The sequence below is a fragment of the Nocardioides soli genome, assembly GCF_014191495.1.
GTDB lineage: Bacteria > Actinomycetota > Actinomycetes > Propionibacteriales > Nocardioidaceae > Nocardioides > Nocardioides soli.
The window spans coordinates 1,738,038-1,759,059 of sequence record NZ_JACHWR010000001.1 but is presented as its reverse complement, the minus strand read 5'-3'; the positions used below and the strand labels follow the sequence as shown (position 1 = coordinate 1,759,059).

The following is a 21,022-nucleotide window of genomic DNA, read 5'->3' as shown; positions in this document are numbered from 1 at the left end:
CGGACGGGCGCGGCGTTCGTTGGGGGTTGGTTGTCAGAGTCGGTGGTGCGAAGGGGGACGGGGGTGTAGTGCGCCTGACACAGATGTGTCACGGATGGCCCGGACGATGCCGGACGGTCGTGGACCTGCTGAGCGGCCTATCCTTCCTATGCCGGGCGGTGCGAACCCTCCCGGACGTCCCCGGACCGGTGTCTCAGGTCTTTGAATCAGGATTAGCGACGTAGGTTCGACTCCTACCCGGGGAGCGTGAGTGCAGAGCAGCAGGCTGGGCAGGGGACGGGACTGACGGTCATCGTGCTGGCCGCGGGTGGCGGCACCCGGATGAAGTCCAAGACCATGAAGGTGCTGCACCCCATCGCGGGGCGCACCATGATCGGTCACGTCCTGACGGCGGCCCAGGCGCTGGACCCCCGGCGGGTGGTGGCGGTGGTCGGGCACCAGCGCGAGGCCGTGAGCGCGCACATCAGCGCGAGCTTCCCCGACGTGGTGCTGGCCGTGCAGGAGGAGCAGCTCGGCACCGGCCACGCCGTCCGCATGGCCGTGGAGGCGGCCGGCGCGAGCGCCGGCACCGTGCTGGTGGCGTACGGCGACACGCCCCTGCTCAGCGGGGAGTCGCTGCGGGCGTTCGCGGCCGAGCACGAGGCGGCCGAGCGCGCGGTGAGCATCCTCAGCGGCATCGTCGACGACCCGTTCGGCTACGGCCGCGTGCTGCGCAACGCCGAGGGCGACGTCGAGGCGATCGTCGAGGAGAAGGACGCCAGCGCGGAGCAGCGCGAGGTCCGCGAGATCAACTCCGGCATCCTGGCCTTCGACGCGGGCTTCCTGACCACCGCGCTCCCGCGCATCGGCAACGACAACGCCAAGGGCGAGTACTACCTCACCGACACGATCGCGATCGCGCGCGAGGACGGCCTGACCGTCGGCGCGTATCCCGTCGACGACGTGATGCAGACCGAGGGCGTCAACGACCGGGTCCAGCTGGCCCGGATGGGCGCGGAGCTCAACCGGCGCATCGTCGAGCGGTGGATGCGCGAGGGCGTGACCGTGATGGACCCCGCGACCACGTGGATCGACGCCGACGTCGTGCTCGCGGGCGACGTGACGATCCTGCCCGGCACCCAGCTGCTCGGCGCGACCGTCGTCGGTGAGGATGCCGTCGTCGGCCCCGACACGACGCTCAAGGACTGCGAGATCGGCCCTCGCGCGCGGGTCGTGCGCACCCACGGAGAGCTCGCCGTGATCGGTGCCGAGGCCAACGTCGGGCCGTTCTCCTACCTGCGCCCGGGCACCACGCTGGGCACGGGCGGCAAGATCGGCGGCTTCGTCGAGACCAAGAACGCCGTGATCGGCGACGGCGCGAAGGTGCCGCACCTGTCGTACGTCGGGGACGCCGAGATCGGCGAGGGCACCAACATCGGCGCGGGCACGATCTTCGCCAACTACGACGGGGTGAACAAGCACCGCACGAAGGTCGGCCGGCACGCTCGGACGTCGTCCAACAACACCTTCGTCGCGCCCGTCGAGATCGGCGACGGTGCGGCGACCGGGGCCGGCACCGTCGTGCGTCAGGACGTCCCGCCGGGCGCCCTGGCGGTCTCCGCCGGTCCGCAGCGCAACATCGAGAAGTGGGCGCTGCACAAGCGGGCGGGCACGGCCCAGGCCCGGGCCGCGGAGGACGCGCTGGGTGCCCGACGAGACGACGACGGCGGCGTGGCAGAATCCTGAGTGAACACTCTCCGGCGACCGAGGAGCGGCACACCGTGACCGGAATGAAGAAGACCACCGAGAAGAACCTGATGGTCTTCAGCGGCCGGGCCCACCCGGAGCTCTCGGAGGAGGTCGCGAGGCTGCTGGGCACCGAGCTGGTGCCGACCGCGGCGTACGAGTTCGCGAACTCGGAGATCTACGTGCGCTACGAGGAGTCGGTCCGGGGCTGCGACGCCTTCGTGCTCCAGAGCCACACGGCGCCGATCAACGAGTGGATCATGGAGCACCTGATCATGGTCGACGCCCTCAAGCGGGCGAGCGCCAAGCGGATCACGGTGGTCATGCCGTTCTACGGGTACGCCCGGCAGGACAAGAAGCACCGCGGCCGCGAGCCGATCTCGGCGCGGCTGATGGCCGACCTCTTCAAGACCGCCGGTGCGGACCGGCTGATCGCCGTCGACCTGCACGCCGACCAGATCCAGGGATACTTCGACGGGCCGGTCGACCACCTGATGGCGCTGCCGATCCTGACCGACTACGTCAAGGAGAAGTACGGCGACCAGTCGCTCGCCGTGGTCTCGCCCGATGCGGGCCGGATCAAGGTGGCCGAGCGCTGGTCGGCTAAGCTCGGCGGGGCCCCGCTGGCGTTCATCCACAAGACTCGCCGTACCGATCGCCCCAACGAGACGGTGGCCAACCGGGTCGTCGGCGAGGTCGCCGGCAAGATGTGCGTCCTGACCGACGACATGATCGACACCGGCGGCACGATCGTGAAGGCCGCCGAGGCGCTGATGAACGACGGCGCCGCGGGCGTGATCATCGCGGCGACCCACGCGATCCTCTCCGACCCGGCCGTCGACCGACTGAAGAACTGCCCGGCCGTCGAGGTGATCGTGACCAACACGCTGCCGATCCCGCCCGAGCGCGAGTTCGACAAGCTGACGATCCTCTCGATCGCCCCCCTGGTGGCGCGCGCGATCCGCGAGGTGTTCGAGGACGGCTCGGTCACCTCGATGTTCGACGGGCACGCCTGAGCGGTCACTTCCTGCCGTCTAGGCCGCCGGCACCGCCGTGGTGGCCGGGGTCCATCCGACCCGCCAGGCCAGGGCGACGGCGGCCAGCTGCGAGCCGGCCTCCAGCTTGGCGAGCAGGGCGCGGATCTGGCTGCGCACCGTCTCCACGGACACCACGTGGGCCTGGGCGATCTCGGCGACCGAGCTGCCGTGCATGAGGCGCCACAGGATGCGGGCCTCCGCAGGGGTGAGCCGGCCGAGGTTGCGTCGCGCGCGCCGTTCGGCCGTGAGCGCGCGGTCCGGGACCGGCGCGTGGGTCGCCGGGCGCGGCGCCGCCCCCGGCGTACGTGCGACCCGGTCGACGAGCTCGCGGACCTCGGCGACCCCGCCGGACCCCAGCACTGCGACCGCGCCCGCCCCGACCAGCTCCGCCGACTCCGCCCGGTCACCCGGCTGGCTGACGACGACCACACGCTGGCCCCGGCCGGCGAGGTCGGCGACCAGGTCGTGCGCGTCGACGGCATCGGCGGCGACGATCACCACCAGCTCGGCCTTCGCGCGCAGCACCGCGTCGCGGGCGCCGCTCATCGATGCGCAGGTCTCCAGCGGGATGGGCACGATCCGTGCCGCCGGCGCCAGGGAGCGACCGATGGTCTCCACCACCAGCCTGAACCGGCCCGTCACCACCACCCGTGGTCGACCGTGATGGCTCCTATGTTGTCCCGTCGCTGTCATGTGATCCCCCGATCGGCTGAGGATGAGTGCCCGACCCCGGGGCGAGACCCCCAGGCCGGACATCGCCCAGTCGTCCTACCCGGACTAGTCCTTGGCTAGCACGGGTGTCAAGGGCGTGCCGGCCGGTTGGCCGGACGTTCTCGGTGCGGTCTAGACAGGTCCGGTCCGGATCAGTATGCCCCGCGATGGCCGAGCACGGCTCCCGCCGTGCGGGCCAGGATCCGGAGGTCGAGGGTCCACGACCAGTTGTCGACGTAGTGGAGATCGAGGCGGACCGACTCCTCCCAGCTGAGGTCGGAGCGGCCCGACACCTGCCACAGCCCGGTCAGCCCGGGCAGCACCGCCAGCCGCCGCCGCGGGTCCAGCTCGTACCGCGCCACCTCGGCGGGGAGCGCTGGACGGGGGCCCACCAGGGACATCTCGCCGCGCAGCACGTTGATCAGCTGCGGCAGCTCGTCGAGCGAGTACTTCCGCAGGATCCTGCCGATGCGGGTGATCCGGGGGTCCTCTCGCATCTTGAACAGCACGCCGTCGCACTCGTTGTGCTGCTCCAGCGTCTCGAGCAGCCGGTCGGCGTCGGTGCGCATGGTGCGGAACTTGTACATGGTGAACGGCGTTCCGCGGTGCCCGGTGCGGCGCTGCGTGTACAGCGCGCCGCCGGGGGAGTCCCAGCGGATCGCCAGCGCGATGCCGAGCAGCACCGGGAGCAGCACGAGCAGCGCGGCGCCGGCCAGCGCCCGGTCCACCGCGTGCTTGACGGCCCGAGCCGTGCTGGGGCCCGTGGCGGGCCGCACCCGGGCCAGGCCCAGGACGCCGGCGGGCACGTGCTGGACCCGGTGCGGGGCCACGTCGAGCAGCCCGGTGCCGACGAACACCTCCAGGCCGGCCTCTTGGGCGCTCCAGCAGGTACGGCGTACGGCGGCCGGGTCCAGCGACCGGCCGGGCAGCACGATGACCGCGCGCGCCGCGGTCGCTCGCGCGGCGTCGACGACGGCGTCTGCGCCCAGCCACAGCGGGACCGAGCAGAGCTCGAGGTCCATCGCGTCGGAGAGAGCGACCGGGTCGTCGGGGGCGACGCACAGGGAGGTCACATGCCACCGGCTGCGCCGCTCGCGGCGCAGCTCGGTCATCAGGGCGCCGATGTCGGCGAGGTCGCCCGCGACCGCCACGGCAAGCGGCCGGGTGCCGGCGACGAGGCGCGGCACCGCTGCGGCCAGCGCCAGCGCCGCGGTCAGGCCGACCTGGCCGGCCGCGGGCAGCTGCGGGGCGAGCACGTCGCCCGCGACCCAGAAGGCCAGGCCGAGGACGACCCCGGCCCGGAGCACCGCCTTGAGACCCGCGGGCCGGTCGGCCGCGGTCCAGGCGCCCGACCCGGCGAGGGCGAGGCACCAGGCGAGCAGGATCTCGACGGCGAGCCGCGGCTCGGCGGCCGTCGCGGTGACCTCGGCGAGCACCAGGAGGACCGAGAGGACCAGGGCGCCGGTGGCCAGGTCGAGGAGGGGCACCAGAGGTCGCAGGCTGCGCCCGGTCCTGCCGGTCGCGGCACCCGTCGCGTCGGTGGTCGCGTCACCCCGGATCCCGACCCAAGCCCCTGGCTCCGCGCGGTGCGCATCGGGCACCGCCGTCGTCAGTGATGTCACCGTCGTCTCCCCCCACGGCCTGCGGTCCGACCTGCCGGGCACCCTCTCCCCGAGCGTTGAACGGTGGTGCAGGCCTTGTGCCAGAGAACCTAGGAACTGGGCGCTCCCGTGACATGCCCGAAATGAGGCAACCTGAGCGGTCGTCGGCCGTCACTGGTCCGAACCGGACCGAACCGGACCGAATGAACCGGCCGGCGAGGCCGCCCCTGAGCAGGGCGGTCGGCAGGCGGCGAGCAGCGGCGCGGTCAGCGGCGCGGTGGCTGCCAGCCGGCGGTGTTGGCGATGCCGACGGCGGCGAGCTGGGAGGAGACCTCCAGCTTCGACAGGATCGCCTTGACCTGGGTGCGCACGGTGGCCTCGGAGACGAAGCTGCTGCTCGCGATGTCGCGCACGGTGCGGCCCTGCATGAGCTCGCCCAGCACGGCCTCCTCGCGCGGGGTCAGCAGCGCGAGTCGGCGCTGCAGGGCGACCCGTTCGAGGCCCTGCTCGTGCCAGTGGCTGATCAGCGCCTCCCGCTCCTCCCGGTCGATGACGGGGAGGCCCTGGTTGATGCGGCGGACGGTCGACAGGATCTCGTTGAGCGGCTGCGACTTGCTCAGCACCTTGCGAGCCCCGTGCCGGAGGCACTCGCCCCACCGGGCCCGGTCGTTGGAGGCGGTCACGACGACGACGTTGACGCCGGCCTTGACCATCGGCGTGATCAGGCGGACGCCGTCGCCGACACCGCCGAGGTCGAGGTCGAGCAGGACGATGCGCGGTCGCATCCGGACGACGGATGCGAGCACGGCCTGGGCGCCGCCCTCCTCGGGGATCGGGAAGCGCTGGACGTCGTACCCCTCGAGGTTGAGCGCGAGCTCGAGCGACTCGGCGAAGAGCGTGTGGTCCTCGATGATGAGGAGCTTGAGCTGGCTGCGCGGTGCGGGGCCGGTCACCGGTGGGAGTCCTGAGCTGCGGAGAGGGGAGCGGCCTTGAGCGAGAGGACGAACCGGGCACCGGCGTCGGGTGCCGGGTCGAGGTCGAGGTGACCGCCGAGCTGCTCGGCCAGCAGTCGGGCGGTGGCCAGGCCGACACCCTCCCCGGGCGAGCTGGAGCTGCGGGTGCCCCAGGTGAAGAGCCGTGGCCGCACCTCGGGGTCGACGCCGGGACCGCTGTCGGCGACCGATACCTCGACGTCGTCGCCGACCATGCTGGCCTCCAGTCGAACAGGCCCGCCGGCGTGCCGGCGGGCGTTCGAGAGCAGGACGTTGACGATCTCGGCGACGTCGTCGGGGCGGGCGATGACGACGTGGCCGCTCGGGCGCCATCGGATCGGCAGCCCGTCGGCCTCGTGCCGGACCACCACGGGTCGCAGCGCGAGGTCGAGCTCGGTGGGTCCGGGAGCGATCAGTGACCGATCGTCGACGAGTCGGTCGAGCCGGCGCAGCTCGGCGGCGAGCATGTCGTGGAGCTGCTCGCGCCGGGCCACGCTGATCTCCGCGCGATGGAGCAGCTCGGTGGCGGTAGCGATCCCGGCCAGCGTGCTGCGGATCTCGTGCAGCCGGGCCTGGTCGGTGTGCAGACCCTGCTCCGCGACCTCGAGCTGTCCGCGCAGGATGCGCAGCGCCGACGCCTCGTCGAGGATCGCGAACCTGGCCCGGCCGGCCGCGGTGGCGAGCAGCATGGCGGCACCGACCGCGTTGGACAGGGCGCCGACGAACAGGAGCGACGGCGGTGTCCCGGCCGCCATCGCGGAGCCCTGACCGATCGCCAGGAACACGGCGGCGATCGCGATCCGGTGCCGCAGGTCGGGTGCGAGGACGCGGGCGCGCAGGATCCGCACGGCGGTCCAGATCCCGACGGCGCCGAGCCCCGCGAACGCGGCGACGGAGACGATGGCCGAGGGCGCCGGCAAGGGCAGCTCGAGCAGGGCCATCCGGGTGAGGATCAGCGCGAGCCCGAAGGGCATGCCGACGGCGAGCGGGTCGTAGCGCACGGGCAGCCGGTCTCCGGAGACCACCATGGTCACGAGCGCGACGGTGACGGCGATCTGGAACAGGGCGGCCCAGGTCGACTGCGCGGGCCCGGTGACGTCGTCGCCGGAGATGCGCATCAGCCAGCTGAGCTCCTGGAGAGCGAACGTGGCGGTCGCCGTCACCAGCCAGGCCATCGCCTGGTCCTGGGCTATGTGCCAGTGGATGTAGAAGAAGACGGCCGCGCAGAGCACGGCCACCGAGGACGCGAACATGAACAGGTTGGCCGTCGCCTCGATCGCGTCGGCTCCCGCTCGTGCGTCCCCGACCGTCAGCGCGGCCACGATCAGGACTGCCCCGCAGGCCGCGGCGGCAGAGCGGACGGCTCCGTCGTGTGTCACCGTGCCCTCCCCAACCCGTGGGCCTGCGACGAGGCGGGTCCCCCGGAAATCCTGCCGGCCCCCCGGCCGGCGTCCCCCCACAGCGGATCCCCGCTGTGCCATGTCCGGACTGCGTGGTTCCAGACTGCGTCAATATCGCGTGCGGCGGGTGAGGATCTCGACCGGCTTCGCGATGTATCCCCCAGATTGGGGATGGGAATGGGCCGCGTTCGACCGCCCCTCGTGCCCGAGTACGCCGGGGAGGGCGCCCTGCCGTTCCACTGTGTCCCCACGAGCGGGCTCACCGCATGCCGAATGCAGGGGACTTTGTCGCCCAGCGGCGGCGAGCGCCCGTCGCTCCGGTCACGATGGCCGGCGATGCTGCCGACCACTTCCGCCCCCCTGAGCGAGTCGGCCGGGTCGCCTCCGCCCGCGGAGCCGGATCCGCCCGTCGCAGTCGTGCTCGCCTCCGACCTGCGTCTGGTCGTCGAGGCGGTCGCCGCGGCGCTGTCGAGCCGGGGCCTCCGGGTCGCCGTCCTGACCTGGCCGCGGGGACCTCGGGTCGAGCCCGTACAACGGCAGCTCGAAGCCGCCGTGGCGGACGTGGCGGTCCTCTTGTACGACGTCGACATGTCGCTCAGGATGACGGAGGCGAGCGCCTTGATCCGGAGCTGGTCTGGACCGTGGCTGGTACTCACCGGATCGTCCCCCGGTCCGGCGTGGGGTGGCCTTAAAATCGCCGGCGCCGCGGCGGTCCGACCGAGCAACATGCCCCTGGCGGAGGTCGAGATGCTGATCCGTCGACTGGCCGCGGGCGAGCCGGACCCGGAGGCGACGGCGCTCGCCGACCATGTCGCATCGTGGCGCGCCGTGCAGGCGCGGCACGGGGAGCTGCAGCGGCGGCTCGACAGCCTGGCGCCCCGCGAGCTGCAGGTCCTGATGCTGCTGCAGGAGGGGGTGCGGGTCCAGGGGATCGCTCGTCGGCTCGGGCTCTCCGAGACGACGGTGCGCAGTCAGGTGCGAGCGGTGCTGCGCAAGCTCGGCGTCCGGTCCCAGCTCCGGGCCGTGGCGATGCTGCACGCGATCGCCAGGTCGGTCGACGATCCGGCGTCAGTCGACGGGTGACTGCCAGCCCACCTGGTGGGCCAGCCCGACGGCGGCCAGCTGCGAGGAGACGCCGAGCTTGGCGAGGATCGATTTCACCTGGGTGCGGACGGTCGCCTCGGAGACGAACGAGCGGGCCGCGATCTCGCGCACGGTGCGGCCGTGGGTGAGGTTGCCGAGCACCTCGGCCTCGCGGACGGTCAGCCGGTCCAACCGCGCGCGGATGTGCTGGTGCTGGGCCCGGCGCTCGTGCCACACCCGGAGCAGCTCGTCCCGCTCGCCGGGTGCGAGCACCTGCAGGCCCGCGTCGATGCGGCGCAGGACCGCGAGGATCTCGTTCAGCTGGGCCGTCTTGCTGATCGTCTTGCGTGCGCCCTGAGCGAGGCACTGTCCCCAGCGGGCCCGGTCGGGGTCGGCGGTCACGACGATCACCGAGCAGCCGCTCTGGACCAGGGGCGGGATCAGGCGGGCGCCGTCGCCGAACTGACCGAGGTCGAGGTCGAGCAGCACGATGCCGGGCTGGCTCCGGGAGACCTGCGCCAGCAGGTTCGCCGAGCGGCCCGGGCTGGTCGGCACCTCGGCCCGGCGTACGTCGTAGCCGGCGCGCGAGAGCGCGAGCTCCAGTGACTCGGCGAAGAGCGGGTGGTCGTCGATCAGCAGCACGCGCTGGCGGCGCAGGCCGCGGCCGCTGGGTGTCGCCGCGCCGTTCGTGCAGGCGGCGGAGCCCCGGACGATGGTGTCGGTCGGTGGCCGGATGTCGGTCTCGTGCGCTGTCACGAAGGCAACGCTGCGGACCGGCGAGGGCCGGTGGAGCCGAAGCCACCTGCGGATACCCCATCTTCGGGACGCGGCCTCCTCGGGAGGGGCAGCCGGGGCCCCAAGGTTCGCCAGCCGGTCGCCATCCGACGTCGCCCATGGGGTGACGGCGTCGACTGCCGGGCGCCCGCATCATCGGGGGTGGGGGCGAGCTCCGCGCAGGTGGGTGGATGGGCCGACCGGCTGGCGAACCAGCTCGGGGTAGTCCTTCGTCGAGTATCAGCGCCGCCGGGTGCGCGGGTCATCATCAATACTCGGCGCGGTGGGATTCGTCGATGACCTGCTCCTCCAGCCGGCCGCGCCATTCGACGTAGCGGCGCTGGGTCACCGGGCAGCAGTAGGTGTTGCGACCGACGTTCTCGAGCGGCACTCCGGCATGTCCGACCCAACGGATCCGGCGCGCGGGCACGCCGACCACCAGCGCGAAGTCGGGCACGTCGTTGGTGACCACCGCCCCGGCGGCGACCATGGCCCACCGGCCGATGCTCACCGGAGCGACGCAGATCGCGCCGGCCCCGATCGACGCGCCCGCGCCGACGTGGACGCCGACGGGCTGCCAGTCGGCCGCCGTCTTGAGCACGCCCTCGGGCGTGACCGCCCGCGGGAAGGAGTCGTTGGTGAGCACGGCCGCCGGCCCGATGAAGGCGCCGCTCTCGACGAACGCAGGCTCGTAGACCAGCGCGTGGTTCTGGATCTTGCACCGATCCCCGATCACCACTCCCGGGCCGATGTAGGCCCCGCGGCCCACGATGCAGTCCCTGCCCACGGTCGCGTGCTCGCGCACCTGGGCCAGATGCCACACGATCGTGCCGGCGCCGATGGTGGCGTCGGGGTCGATGTCGGCGGTGTCCTGGACCCGGGTGACTGGGGACGTCGTCATGTCGCCATGAGACGGCACGATCGAGTCAGTTGTGGACGGGGGCCGTCCCGCTCCCCAATAGTCGGGACCGACGACCTCCGGCCCCGTCCCCACGATCGGGTAGTCCGCGGTGGTGGTTTCGAGGCTCCTCGCTGGCGCTCGTCGCACCTCAACCACCGGTGTCGGGCGACGGTGGTTGAGGTGTGAGGGCCGCCAGGCCCGAGCCTCGAAACCACCCCCCGGCGACGCGTGCCAGGGCCGGATTTCCGATCCGCAGCGGGTCGCGGCTAGGCTGCTCAGGTTGCCTCGGCGAGGGAGTCCGTGAACGCGGGCACCGTGATCGACAGGGCTGGCTGGGCCTCCGGGTTCGCCTCCGACCACTGTCGTGCCGAGGCCCCGAGACGCAAGCACCAGCACAGCCGGACGTACGAGGAGTAGCAGTCGCGATGAGCGAGAAGATCAAGGCCGAGGCCCGCACCGAGTTCGGCAAGGGCGCCGCCCGGCGCATCCGCCGCGAGGACAAGGTGCCCGCCGTCATCTACGAGCACGGCAACGTGCCGATCCACGTGACCCTGCCGGGCCACGAGACCATGATGGCGCTCAAGAACGGCGGCGCGAACGCGCTGCTCGAGCTCGACATCGACGGCAAGACCCAGCTGGCCCTGACCAAGCAGGTGCAGATCGACCCGATCAAGCGCCACCTCGAGCACGTCGACTTCATCGCCGTGAAGAAGGGCGAGAAGGTGACCGTCGACGTGCCCGTGCACCTGGTCGGCGAGGCGGTGCGGGAGACGCTGGTCGTCACCGAGAACGCCACCGTCCAGCTCGAGGCCGAGGCCACCCACATCCCCGAGTACATCGAGGTCGACATCGAGGGCGCCCAGGTCGGCACCCAGATCCACGCCTCCGACCTCACCCTCCCGGCGGGCAGCGCGCTGCTGACCGACCCGGAGACGCTCATCGTCAACGTGACCCAGCAGGTCTCCGCCGAGGCCCTCGAGGCCGACCTGGAGGCCGCCGAGGCCGAGGCCGGCATCGAGCGCGAGGAGGCCGAGGCTCCCGCCGCCGGTGCTGAGGGCGAGGCCGCGTCGGAGGGGTGACCCTCCGCTCGCTGCTGAACCACCTGTTCCACGGAAAGGGCCGGGACCCCATGTCCGACTCCACGCCTGTGTGGCTGGTCGTCGGGCTGGGGAATCCCGGCCCTTCCTATGCCGGTCACCGGCACAACGTGGGCTACCTCGTCGTCGACGAGCTCGCCCAGCGCATGGGTGCGCCGTTCCGCGCCCACAAGTCCGGCCGCGCCGAGGTCGTCGAGGGTCGCCTCGGCGCCCCCGGTACGCCGGGGCCGCGGGTCGTGCTGATGAAGGCGCGCTGCTACATGAACGAGTCGGGTGGGCCGGTCAAGCAGCTCGCCGGCTTCTACAAGGTCCCGCCGGAGCGGATCGTCGCGATCCACGACGAGCTCGACATCCCGTTCGACACGATGCGGACCAAGCTCGGCGGTGGCGACAACGGCCACAACGGGCTGCGCTCGATGCGCTCCTCGCTGGGCACCGGTGACTTCCACCGGGTCCGGGTGGGCATCGGACGCCCTCCGGGTCGCCAGGACGTCGCCGACTTCGTGCTGTCCAACTACTCCTCCACCGAGCGGAAGGTCCTGCCCTTCCAGGTCGACAAGGCCGCCGACGCCGTCGAGTCGCTCGTGACCGAGGGGCTCGAGCGGACCCAGCAGCGCTTCAACTCCTGACCCCCGGGTGGTCCGCCTCAGGAGGGTGTCAGCACCCGCCAGAGGTGGACGACCCGTTCAGTAGGGTGGCGGCGTGACGTTCGAACCCGGTACCCCGCCCGCCGCAGCCGCCACCGACGACCACGTCCTCGCGACCTGGCTCGCCACGACTGCGGGGGAGCGACTGCTCCAAGTCCGCGGCGAGGGGCTCGAGGGCCGGGAGCTGAAGGACGCCGGCGACCGGGCGGCCCACGAGCTGCTGATGCAGCTGCTGGCCGAGCACCGGCCCGGCGACTCGGTGCTGTCCGAGGAGGGCAAGGACGACAAGGCCCGGCTGAGCAGCGAGCGGGTCTGGATCGTCGACCCGCTCGACGGCACCCGCGAGTTCTCCGAGGTGCCGCGCGACGACTGGGCGGTGCACGTCGCGCTGTGGCAGGACGGCGACCTGGTCGCCGGCGCCGTCGCGCAGCCCGCCCTCGGCGAGACCTTCAACACCGGTACGCCGCCGGTCGTGCCGCCCTCGACCGCCGAGCGTCCCCGGATCGCGGTCTCGCGCAGCCGGCCGCCGGAGTTCGTGCACGCGCTGGCGAAGGAGATCGACGCCGAGCTGGTGCCGATGGGCTCGGCCGGCGTCAAGGTGATCTCGGTGGCCCGCGACCTCACCGACGCCTACGTGCACGCCGGTGGCCAGTACGAGTGGGACTCCGCCGCTCCGGTGGCCGTCGCCCGGGCCGCCGGCCTGTTCACCTCGCGCATCGACGGCTCGCCGCTGGAGTACAACCAGGACGACGTCTACCTGCCCGACCTCATCGTGTGCCGCCCCGAGCTGGCCGAGCGGATCGTCGCGTTCGTCAAGGAGCACGGCGTCACCTCCGCGGGCTGACCGAGCGCCGGTGATCCGCCACCTGCTGCTCGACGCCGACGGCGTCGTGCAGACCATCCCCGGAGGCTGGGAGGAGCCCGCGCGCCGGATCCTCGGCGACCGCTCACCCGAGATCCTCGAGGGTCTCCTCGTCGGGGAGCTCCCAGCGCTGCGGGGCGAGGGTGACTTCCTGCCCGAGCTGCGGCGCGCGTTCGAGCGGCACGGCGTCGAGGGCGACCCCGACGAGCTGTACGCCGCCCTGTGGAACCGCATCGAGGTCTCCACCGAGATGGTCGACCTGGTGGGCCGGCTGCGCGGCACGGGCTACGGCGTGCACCTCGGCACCAACCAGCACCGACAGCGGGCGGCGTACCTGCGCACCGAGCTGGGGTACGACGAGATCTTCGACGTCAGCTGCTACTCCTGCGAGCTCGGTGCGGTGAAGCCCGAGGCGGCGTACTTCGAGCGCGCCCTGGCGTTGATCGACGCGCCCGCTGCGGAGGTGCTGTTCGTGGACGACAACGGCGCGAACGTCGAGGGTGCCCGCGTGGTCGGTCTCGCCGCCGAGCAGTGGAGGCTCGACGACGGTCTACCGCTGTTGCTGGAGCTGTTGGGCCGCCACGGCGTGGAGGTCTAGTCGCGGGTGGTTTCGAGACAGGCGCTAGCGCGCCTTCCTCAACCACCGTGACCCCGACGAGGACGGTGGTTGAGGAGGTTGCGCTAGCAACCGTCTCGAAGCCCATGCACCCGACGCGGCTTGGTTCCGATGATCGCGCCCGGGGGGCAGGTGGTTTCGAGACAGGCGCTAGCGCGCCTTCCTCAACCACCGTGACCCCGACGAGGACGGTGGTTGAGGAGGTTGCGCTAGCAACCGTCTCGAAGCCCATGCACCCGACGCGGCCTGGTTCCGACGATCGCGCCCGGGGGCCAGGTGGTTTCGAGACAGGCGCTAGCGCGCCTTCCTCAACCACCGTGACCCCGACGAGGACGGTGGTTGAGGAGGTTGCGCTAGCAACCGTCTCGAAACCCACGCACCCGACGCGGCCTGGTTCCGACGATCGCGCCCGGGAGGCAGGTGGTTTCGAGACAGGCGCTAGCGCGCCTTCCTCAACCACCGTGATCCCCGCGCGGGTGGTGGGTTCGAGACAGGCGCTAGCGCGCCTTCCTCAACCACCGTGGTGGGTCAACTCACGACCGAGGGGGTGAGGCGCTGGCGGTGGCGGGATGCCCAGTCGTCGACCTCGTCGGCGATCACGGCGCCCCACAGGGCGCGGGCGGCGCGCCGGTCGGCGTACACGACGCTCTGGCCGCGCTCGGTGCCGAAGCCCGCGACCGGCATCGTCAGGTAGGTGAGGCCGGCGGACCGGAAGTCCCGCATCGAGACGACCAGCCGGAGCATGTCCCGGGTGGACCAGCCGTCGTCGACGGACAGGTGCCGGGTGACGGTGTCGAGGAAGTCGTAGAGCATCCGCGGGTCGCTCCGCATCTCCTGCTGCATGCTCTCCTGCATCAGCGTGCGCAGCACCACCTGCTGCCGGGCGACCCGGTCCAGGTCGCCCTTCGGCAGGCCGTAGCGCTGCCCGACGTAGTCGAGCGCCTGCGCGCCGTCGAGGTGATGGACGCCGGCGGTCCAGGTGACGTCGCGCGCGGAGTCGACGACGGTCTCGGGCACCGTCACGTCGATGCCGCCGACCGTGTCGATCAGCGCCTCGAAGCCGGCCCAGTCGACGACGGCGAGGTGGTCGATCCGGACGTCGGTCAGGTACTCGACGGTCTGGATCGCCAGCGACGGCCCGGAGAACGAGAAGGCGGCGTTGATCTTGTTCATGCCGTAGCCCGGCACGTTCACCCAGGTGTCCCGGGGGATGGAGATGATCGAGGCGCCGCGCCGGTCGGCGTCGATGTGCAGGATCATCAGCGCGTCGCTGCGCTGGGCGCCCGGGATCCACTCCGCGGCCCGGGCGTTGGTGCCCGTCGTGGGTACGTCGGAGCGACGGTCGGTGCCGATGACGAGGATGTTGACGGCGTCCCCGGCCGGACCCGGCGCGCGGTCCGGTCGATCGGCCAGGCCGTCGAAGACCCCCGGGATCCGGGTGACGTTGCCCGACAGCCGGTGCTCCAGGTAGAGCGCGGCACCGAGGGGGACCATCGCGAGCACGGCCAGGCAGGCGATCACGCCGACCAGGGCCCGGGTGAGCCGCCGCCGGCGGCGCGGCGGCGTCTCCTCCGGCTCGCCACCGAGATCCTGCAGGAGGCTCATGGGCCCATCGACGCATCGCGAGCCCCGTGAGAAGCCGTCGAGACGCCGACTTACCCAACCTGGGAGGGCCGATACCCAATAGGCGGGAAGATGGCGCCGCTCTGCCGGACGGGTCTCCCGACGGCTGGATGCTCGGTGCCTGGACCGGGGTCTGCCGACGACCTCGGTGACGACCTCGGGCGAAGGCGGGCGGTCGAATGGGTGAGGCGGTGCGCGAGCCGGGATGCCGAGCGGGGCACCCGGCGGCCAGCGTCGTCATCCCCGCGCACGACGAGGCGCAGGTGATCGAGCGCACGCTGCGCGGCCTGCTCGACCGGACGGCCGCCGGTCGCCTCGACGTCGTCGTGGTCTGCAACGGATGCACCGACGACACCGCCGACGTGGCCCGCCGCTTCGACGGCGTCCGGGTGATCGAGGTGCCGGAGCCGTCGAAGCAGCGTGCGATGGAGGTCGGCAACCAGGCGGCCACGGCCTACCCGCGCGTGCACCTCGACGCCGACGTGACGATCTCCGGGGCCGACCTGCTGATCCTGGCGCGTGCGGTGAGCGGCGGCGTGCACGCGGCCGCGCCGACCCGGGTGCTGCCGCTGCGGCAGTCGTCGTGGATCGTCCGCGGCTACTACCGCGTCTGGGAGCAGCTGCCCCAGGTGCGCGACGGCCTCTTCGGCCGCGGCGTCATCGCCCTTTCGGAGGAGGGCCAGCGTCGGGTGGACGCCCTGCCGCGGGTGCTGAGCGACGACCTGGCGGCCTCCGAGGCGTTCGCCGACTCCGAACGCCGCGTCGTCGACGACGCGTTCGCGGTGGTCCACCCACCGCGGACCACGGCCGACCTGCTGCGGCGACGCGTGCGCGTCGTGACCGGCAACGCGCAGGCGACCGATCTCGGGATCCGGCACCGGTCGTCGGTGACGACGCCGTCGGTGCTGATCCGGATGGCGGTCCGCGACCCGCGGGTCGGCGTGCGGGTCCCCCTGTTCCTCGGAATCGGGCTCGTGGCCCGCTGGAGGTCGCGCCGCGCCGTGCGCGCGGGCGACTTCACCACCTGGTTGCGCGACGAGAGCTCGCGGGCCTAGCCCGTCGAGCCCCACAGAAGACGAAAGCGGAGAACGCCATGGCGAAGAGGTCGACCCGTCCCCCCATCCGCGGCCGGGTGCCGCGGCGTGTCGCCGCGCTGGTCGTGCTGGTGCTGGGCCTGGCGGGCCTGACCGCGGTCACGACCACCAACGCCAGTGCGGCGATCGACCCGTGCGGGCCCAGCGGGAACAAGATCTCCTGCGAGAACAGCAAGCCGGGCACCGACCCGTCGGTGTGGGACGTCGAAGGTGCCGGCGACGAGTCGATCCAGGGATTCGCGACCGACATCAGCGTCAACGTCGGCCAGCGCATCGACTTCAAGGTCGACACCGACGCCTCGGCATACACGATCACGATCTACCGCCTCGGCTACTACGGCGGCGACGGTGCCCGCGAGATCACCACGGTGCCGGTCACCGCGACGCTGCCGCAGCACCAGCCGCAGTGCATCACCGACGTCTCCACCGAGCTCTACGACTGCGGCAACTGGGCGGTCTCCGCCTCCTGGAACGTGCCGTCGACCGCCGTGTCGGGTGTCTACATCGCCCGTCTGCACCGGGCCGACCGCAACGACTCCAGTCACATCACGTTCATCGTCCGCGACGACTCCAGCCACTCCGACGTGGTCTTCCAGACCTCCGACCCGACCTGGCAGGCCTACAACCTGTACGGCGGCTCGGACTTCTACCGCGGCGCCGCCAACGGTCGCTCCTACAAGGTCAGCTACAACCGGCCGGTCATGACCCGCGACGGGATCGGCGGCCGCGACTTCTTCTTCGCCAACGAGTACCCGCTCGTCCGGTTCCTCGAGCGCAACGGCTACGACGTGAGCTACCTGGCCGGCGTCGACACCGACCGCTACGGCTCGCTGATCAGGAACCACAAGGTGTTCCTGTCGGTCGGGCACGACGAGTACTGGAGCAAGGCGCAGCGCGCGAACGTCGAGGCCGCCCGGGACGCCGGCGTGAACCTCCAGTTCCTCAGTGGGAACGAGGTCTACTGGAAGACCAGGTACGAGCCGTCGGCCGACGCCTCGCACACGGCGTACCGCACCCTGGTCAGCTACAAGGAGACCTGGTCCAACGCGAAGATCGACCCGTCGACCGAGTGGACCGGCACCTGGCGCGACCCGCGGTTCGCCCCGAAGTCGGCGGGCGGGGGCGTGCCGGAGAATAGCCTCACCGGCACGATCTACACGTCGAACTACACCGACCTGCCGATCACGGTGAGCGCGCAGGAAGGCAAGAACCGACTGTGGCGCGGCACGAGCCTCGCGTCGATGTCGAGCGGCAGCGCCGCTCTGGCCCCGCACACGGTCGGCTACGAGTCCGACGAGGACCTCGACAACGGGGCCCGGCCACCGGGCCTGATCCGGCTGTCGACGACGACCGGCCCCACGGACGAGTACCTGCAGGACTTCGGCAACACCGTGGCGCCGGGGACGACGACCCACAACATGACGATGTACCGCGCGGCGAGCGGCGCACTGGTGTTCGGCGCCGGCACCGTCCAGTGGACGTGGGGCCTGGACGCCGAGCACGACTCGCCGTTCGCCCCCGAGCCGGCCGACCCGCGGATGCAGCAGGCTCAGGTGAACCTGCTGGCCGACATGTCGGCCCAGCCGACGACCCTGCAGTCGGGGCTGGTGTCGGCCACGAAGTCCACCGACACCACGGGTCCGACCGTGACCGTCAACGCCCCGGCCGCGAACTCGACCCAGGGCAACGGCACGTCCGTGACGGTCACGGGCACCGCCACCGACGCCGGCGGCGGCGTGGTGGCCGGGGTCGAGGTCTCGACCGACGCCGGCGCCACCTGGCACGCGGCGACCGGCCGGACCAGCTTCACCTACACCTACACCCAGCACGGCCGGGGCGCAGAGAGCGTCCGGGTCCGGGCCATGGACGACAGCGCCAACATCGGTGCGACGCTCTCGCGCACGGTGAACGTCACCTGCCCCTGCAGCGTGTTCGGCAACCGGGTGCCGAACACGCCGGCGTCGAGTGACGCGTCCGCGGCCGAGCTCGGCCTGCGGTTCTCGCCGACCAACGACGGCTTCGTCACCGGCGTGCGGTTCTACAAGGGCACGGGCAACACCGGCACCCACGTGGGCTCCTTGTGGTCGAGCAGCGGCCAGAAGCTCGCGAGCGTGACCTTCCAGAACGAGTCGGCGACCGGCTGGCAGTCGGCCACCTTCTCCTCGGCCGTGCCCGTCACCGCGGGTCAGACCTACGTCGTGTCCTACACCGTGCCCAACGGCCGCTACGCCGTGCAGCCCTGGGACTTCGCGTCCACGGGGGTCGACGCCTCGCCGCTGATGGTCGCGGGCGGGTACGGCGCCACCCCGGCCGGGGTCTTCGGCAACGCGGGCACGTTCCCGAACAGCAGCTACCAGAACTCCAACTACTTCGTCGACGTCCTGTACACCGCCTCCGACGAGTCCCCGCTCACGGCCACCAACCAGTGGCCGCTGCCGGGTTCGTCCTCGGTGCCGCGGTCGACGGCCGTCAGCGCGCAGTTCTCGAAGCCGCTGACCCAGGGGTCGGCCGGCCTGGTCCTCAAGGACGCCAACGGGGCGACGGTCGCCGGCAGCTCGGCGTACGACGCGACCACGAGGACCATCACGTTCACTCCGACGGCGGCGCTCGCCGGATTCGTGACCTACACGGCGACCCTCTCGGGCACCGACACCCAGGGCAACGCGGTGAGCAGCGGAAAGACCTGGTCGTTCCGGACCGCCAAGCCGCCGGCGACGCCAGGTGTGTGCCCGTGCTCGCTCTTCGACGAGGACACGGTGCCGACCCTGCTGCAGGACGCCGACACCGTGCCGGTCACCCTCGGCGTGCGGTTCAGCCCCGACGTCACCGGCACCGTCACGGGCGTGCGGTTCTACAAGGGCGTGAACAACACCGGCACGCACACCGGGTCGCTCTGGTCCGCGAGCGGCACCCTGCTGGCGCAGGGGACGTTCTCCGGCGAGTCGACCACAGGCTGGCAGACGCTGACGTTCGCCCAGCCGGTCGCGGTCACCAAGAACACCGAGTACGTCGCGTCGTACCGCACAGAGGTGGGTCGCTACTCGGCGACGCCCAACGCGTTCGCGGCCGCGAACCTGTCGCGCTCGCCGTTGATCGTGACGTCGTCCGCCGGCGCCTACACCTACGGCTCGGGCTTCCCGTCGTCGACGTCCCCGTCGAGCTACCTGGTCGACGTCGTGTTCGAGAAGGGTGCCCCGACGCTGACGGTCACCGGCCAGGACCCGGCCCCCGGCGCCCTGTCGGTGCCCCGGCAGACGCCGATCACGGTCTCCTTCTCGTCGGCGATCGGCGCCGGCTACACGATGACCGTCAAGCAGGGCAGCACCGCGATCGCCGGGTCGACGGCCCTGAGCTCGGACGGCAAGACGCTCACGTTTACCCCGGCCGCGGCGCTGCCGGCGAGCGCGGACATCACGGTCACCGTGAGCGGCGTGACGTCGATCGAGGGCGCCGCCCTGGCGACGCAGTCGTGGACGTTCCGCACCCGTGACGCCGACTCCATCTCGAACCAGACGCTCTTCGGCGACGTGGTGCCCGGTGTCCTCTCGGCCAGCGAGGGCTCGGCCGTCGAGCTCGGGACCGCGTTCACGCCGTCGAAGGACGGCACCGTGACGGCGGTGCGCTTCTACAAGGGCACCGGCAACGGCGGCACGCACGTCGGCTCGCTGTGGACGTCGAGCGGCACCAAGCTCGCCTCGGTCACGTTCGGCAACGAGACCGCCAGCGGATGGCAGCAGGCCACGCTCTCGACGCCGGTCGCCGTGTCAGCGGGGACGACGTACGTCGTGTCCTACCTGGCGCCGCAGGGCCACTACTCCTACACCAGCGGGTTCTTCGGGTCGCCGTACACCGCGGGCGACCTGACGGCGCCGGCGACGTCGAACGGGCGCTACCTCTACGGGGCGGCCGGCGGCTTCCCGACGTTCAGCTGGGGTGCGTCGAACTACTTCGTCGACGTGGTCTTCCAGCGCACCGTCGCGCCGCTCGCGATCGTGGACCGCTCGCCGGCACCGGCGGCGACCGACGTGCCGCGCAGCGCCCAGCCGTCGATCCGGGTCTCGGCGCCGCTGGCGCCGGGCTGGGCGATGACCGTCAAGCAGGGCACGACGCCGATCGCCGGGACGACCTCGCTCTCGGGCGACGGCCAGACCATCACGTTCGCGCCGGCCGCGCAGCTGCCCGCGGACGCGGATCTGACCGTCGGCGTCACGGGGCTGGCGGGGACCGGCGGGGCGACGCTCGCCGACCAGTCGTGGACGTTCCACACCGAGGCGGGAGCGAGTGCGCTCAGCTCGTTGTTCTCCGGGACGACGCCGTCGATCGCGTCGATCGACGACAACGGCCCGGTCGAGCTCGGCGTCGCGTTCGTGCCGTCGGTGGCCGGGTCGGTCACCGCGATCAGGTTCTACAAGGGCGCCGGCAACACCGGGACCCACACGGGCTCGCTGTGGTCGGCCTCGGGCACCCGTCTGGCCACCGTGACCTTCACGGGCGAGACGAGCTCGGGCTGGCAGACGGCCGCGCTCTCGACGCCGGTCGCACTGACCGCGGGGACGACGTACGTCGTGTCCTACTTCGCGCCCAACGGCCACTACTCGGCGACCCCGGCGTTCTTCAACAGCCCTTACAGCGCCGGGGTCCTGAGCGCCCCGGCGGGCAGCAACGGACGCTACGTCTACGGGGCGAGCGGCGGGTTCCCGACGGGCTGGTGGAACTCCACGAACTACTTCGTGGACGTGGTGTTCCGCAGCGCCCAGAGCTGACCCACGCGGACCCTCCCCAAGTTGGGGTAAAGGCGCTCGGTCTCGGACGTCGGGCCGAGCGCCAGCCCATGGAATGACGGTGGAAGGGCGACCGAT

General features: G+C 71.9%; 16 protein-coding genes. 9 read left to right on the top strand and 7 right to left on the bottom strand.

What is annotated here, in order from left to right; translation table 11 throughout:
* Positions 1 to 246 precede the first annotated feature (246 nt).
* Together glmU and FHU40_RS08685 are read left to right on the top strand one after the other, a co-directional pair.
* Positions 247 to 1,725 carry a bifunctional UDP-N-acetylglucosamine diphosphorylase/glucosamine-1-phosphate N-acetyltransferase GlmU gene (glmU, locus tag FHU40_RS08690; protein ID WP_343057790.1) on the top strand — a complete coding sequence of 493 codons (1,479 nt, stop codon included), beginning with the start codon at positions 247 to 249 and terminating at the stop codon, positions 1,723 to 1,725.
* Between the two features lie 44 nt (positions 1,726 to 1,769).
* Positions 1,770 to 2,741 (top strand): ribose-phosphate diphosphokinase, encoded by a 972-nt coding sequence (locus FHU40_RS08685; protein WP_183591810.1) that lies wholly within the window; start codon positions 1,770 to 1,772, stop codon positions 2,739 to 2,741.
* 18 nt (positions 2,742 to 2,759) lie between these two features.
* On the opposite strand, the gene FHU40_RS28885 is transcribed toward FHU40_RS08685, so the two are convergent.
* The 4 genes from FHU40_RS28885 to FHU40_RS29405 all read right to left on the bottom strand — a co-directional run bounded on the left by FHU40_RS28885 (position 2,760) and on the right by FHU40_RS29405 (position 7,445).
* Complete coding sequence (locus FHU40_RS28885) at positions 2,760 to 3,383, bottom strand: LuxR C-terminal-related transcriptional regulator (RefSeq protein ID WP_183591809.1); 624 nt, start codon at positions 3,381 to 3,383, stop codon at positions 2,760 to 2,762.
* Between the two features lie 242 nt (positions 3,384 to 3,625).
* Positions 3,626 to 4,960 carry an exopolysaccharide biosynthesis polyprenyl glycosylphosphotransferase gene (locus FHU40_RS08675; RefSeq protein WP_183591808.1) on the bottom strand — a complete coding sequence of 445 codons (1,335 nt, stop codon included), beginning with the start codon at positions 4,958 to 4,960 and terminating at the stop codon, positions 3,626 to 3,628.
* Between the two features lie 380 nt (positions 4,961 to 5,340).
* Positions 5,341 to 6,027, bottom strand: a complete 687-nt coding sequence (locus FHU40_RS29410) for a response regulator transcription factor (RefSeq protein ID WP_183591807.1) — start codon at positions 6,025 to 6,027, stop codon at positions 5,341 to 5,343.
* A complete protein-coding gene (locus FHU40_RS29405; protein ID WP_183591806.1) occupies positions 6,024 to 7,445 on the bottom strand; it encodes an ATP-binding protein in 1,422 nt (473 codons plus the stop codon). Before FHU40_RS29405 ends, FHU40_RS29410 begins: the two co-directional genes overlap by 4 nt.
* Before the next feature lie 438 nt (positions 7,446 to 7,883).
* Between FHU40_RS29405 and FHU40_RS29400 the strand changes: the two genes are divergently transcribed.
* Complete coding sequence (locus tag FHU40_RS29400) at positions 7,884 to 8,549, top strand: LuxR C-terminal-related transcriptional regulator (protein ID WP_183591805.1); 666 nt, start codon at positions 7,884 to 7,886, stop codon at positions 8,547 to 8,549.
* Here FHU40_RS29400 and FHU40_RS08655 read toward each other — a convergent pair.
* Positions 8,535 to 9,305: a response regulator gene (locus tag FHU40_RS08655; RefSeq protein WP_252274733.1), complete on the bottom strand. Its 771-nt coding sequence runs from the start codon at positions 9,303 to 9,305 to the stop codon at positions 8,535 to 8,537. The two genes, FHU40_RS29400 and FHU40_RS08655, sit on opposite strands and share 15 nt — an antisense overlap.
* 286 nt (positions 9,306 to 9,591) lie before the next feature.
* Complete coding sequence (locus FHU40_RS08650) at positions 9,592 to 10,224, bottom strand: acyltransferase (protein WP_183591804.1); 633 nt, start codon at positions 10,222 to 10,224, stop codon at positions 9,592 to 9,594.
* Between the two features lie 425 nt (positions 10,225 to 10,649).
* On the opposite strand from FHU40_RS08650, the gene FHU40_RS08645 reads away from it, so the two are divergent.
* The 4 genes from FHU40_RS08645 to FHU40_RS29395 all read left to right on the top strand — a co-directional run bounded on the left by FHU40_RS08645 (position 10,650) and on the right by FHU40_RS29395 (position 13,428).
* Positions 10,650 to 11,303 carry a 50S ribosomal protein L25/general stress protein Ctc gene (locus FHU40_RS08645; RefSeq protein ID WP_183591803.1) on the top strand — a complete coding sequence of 218 codons (654 nt, stop codon included), beginning with the start codon at positions 10,650 to 10,652 and terminating at the stop codon, positions 11,301 to 11,303.
* 50 nt (positions 11,304 to 11,353) lie between these two features.
* Positions 11,354 to 11,950 carry an aminoacyl-tRNA hydrolase gene (pth, locus tag FHU40_RS08640; RefSeq protein WP_183591802.1) on the top strand — a complete coding sequence of 199 codons (597 nt, stop codon included), beginning with the start codon at positions 11,354 to 11,356 and terminating at the stop codon, positions 11,948 to 11,950.
* Between the two features lie 73 nt (positions 11,951 to 12,023).
* Complete coding sequence (locus FHU40_RS08635) at positions 12,024 to 12,812, top strand: 3'(2'),5'-bisphosphate nucleotidase CysQ (RefSeq protein ID WP_183591801.1); 789 nt, start codon at positions 12,024 to 12,026, stop codon at positions 12,810 to 12,812.
* 10 nt (positions 12,813 to 12,822) lie between these two features.
* Positions 12,823 to 13,428: an HAD family hydrolase gene (locus FHU40_RS29395; RefSeq protein WP_183591800.1), complete on the top strand. Its 606-nt coding sequence runs from the start codon at positions 12,823 to 12,825 to the stop codon at positions 13,426 to 13,428.
* A 546-nt stretch (positions 13,429 to 13,974) separates the two neighbouring features.
* On the opposite strand, the gene FHU40_RS08625 is transcribed toward FHU40_RS29395, so the two are convergent.
* On the bottom strand, positions 13,975 to 15,051 hold the full coding sequence (locus FHU40_RS08625) for an LCP family protein (RefSeq protein ID WP_183591799.1): 1,077 nt from the start codon (positions 15,049 to 15,051) through the stop codon (positions 13,975 to 13,977).
* A gap of 197 nt (positions 15,052 to 15,248) precedes the next feature.
* Between FHU40_RS08625 and FHU40_RS08620 the strand changes: the two genes are divergently transcribed.
* Positions 15,249 to 16,124, top strand: a complete 876-nt coding sequence (locus FHU40_RS08620; RefSeq protein ID WP_183591798.1) for a glycosyltransferase — start codon at positions 15,249 to 15,251, stop codon at positions 16,122 to 16,124.
* Between the two features lie 38 nt (positions 16,125 to 16,162).
* Positions 16,163 to 20,926, top strand: coding sequence for a DUF4082 domain-containing protein (locus FHU40_RS08615; RefSeq protein WP_183591797.1), 4,764 nt, complete (start codon positions 16,163 to 16,165; stop codon positions 20,924 to 20,926).
* Positions 20,927 to 21,022: the final 96 nt, after the last annotated feature.

Bases quoted from the DNA above. Each gene is read 5' to 3' on its own strand.
- FHU40_RS08650 (WP_183591804.1), bottom strand. From the start codon at position 10,224: ATGACGACGTCCCCAGTCACCCGGGTCCAGGACACCGCCGACATCGAC.
- FHU40_RS08685 (WP_183591810.1), top strand. From the start codon at position 1,770: ATGAAGAAGACCACCGAGAAGAACCTGATGGTCTTCAGCGGCCGGGCC.
- FHU40_RS08620 (WP_183591798.1), top strand. From the start codon at position 15,249: ATGGGTGAGGCGGTGCGCGAGCCGGGATGCCGAGCGGGGCACCCGGCG.
- FHU40_RS08615 (WP_183591797.1), top strand. From the start codon at position 16,163: ATGGCGAAGAGGTCGACCCGTCCCCCCATCCGCGGCCGGGTGCCGCGG.
- FHU40_RS08645 (WP_183591803.1), top strand. From the start codon at position 10,650: ATGAGCGAGAAGATCAAGGCCGAGGCCCGCACCGAGTTCGGCAAGGGC.
- FHU40_RS08625 (WP_183591799.1), bottom strand. From the start codon at position 15,051: ATGAGCCTCCTGCAGGATCTCGGTGGCGAGCCGGAGGAGACGCCGCCG.
- pth (WP_183591802.1), top strand. From the start codon at position 11,354: ATGTCCGACTCCACGCCTGTGTGGCTGGTCGTCGGGCTGGGGAATCCC.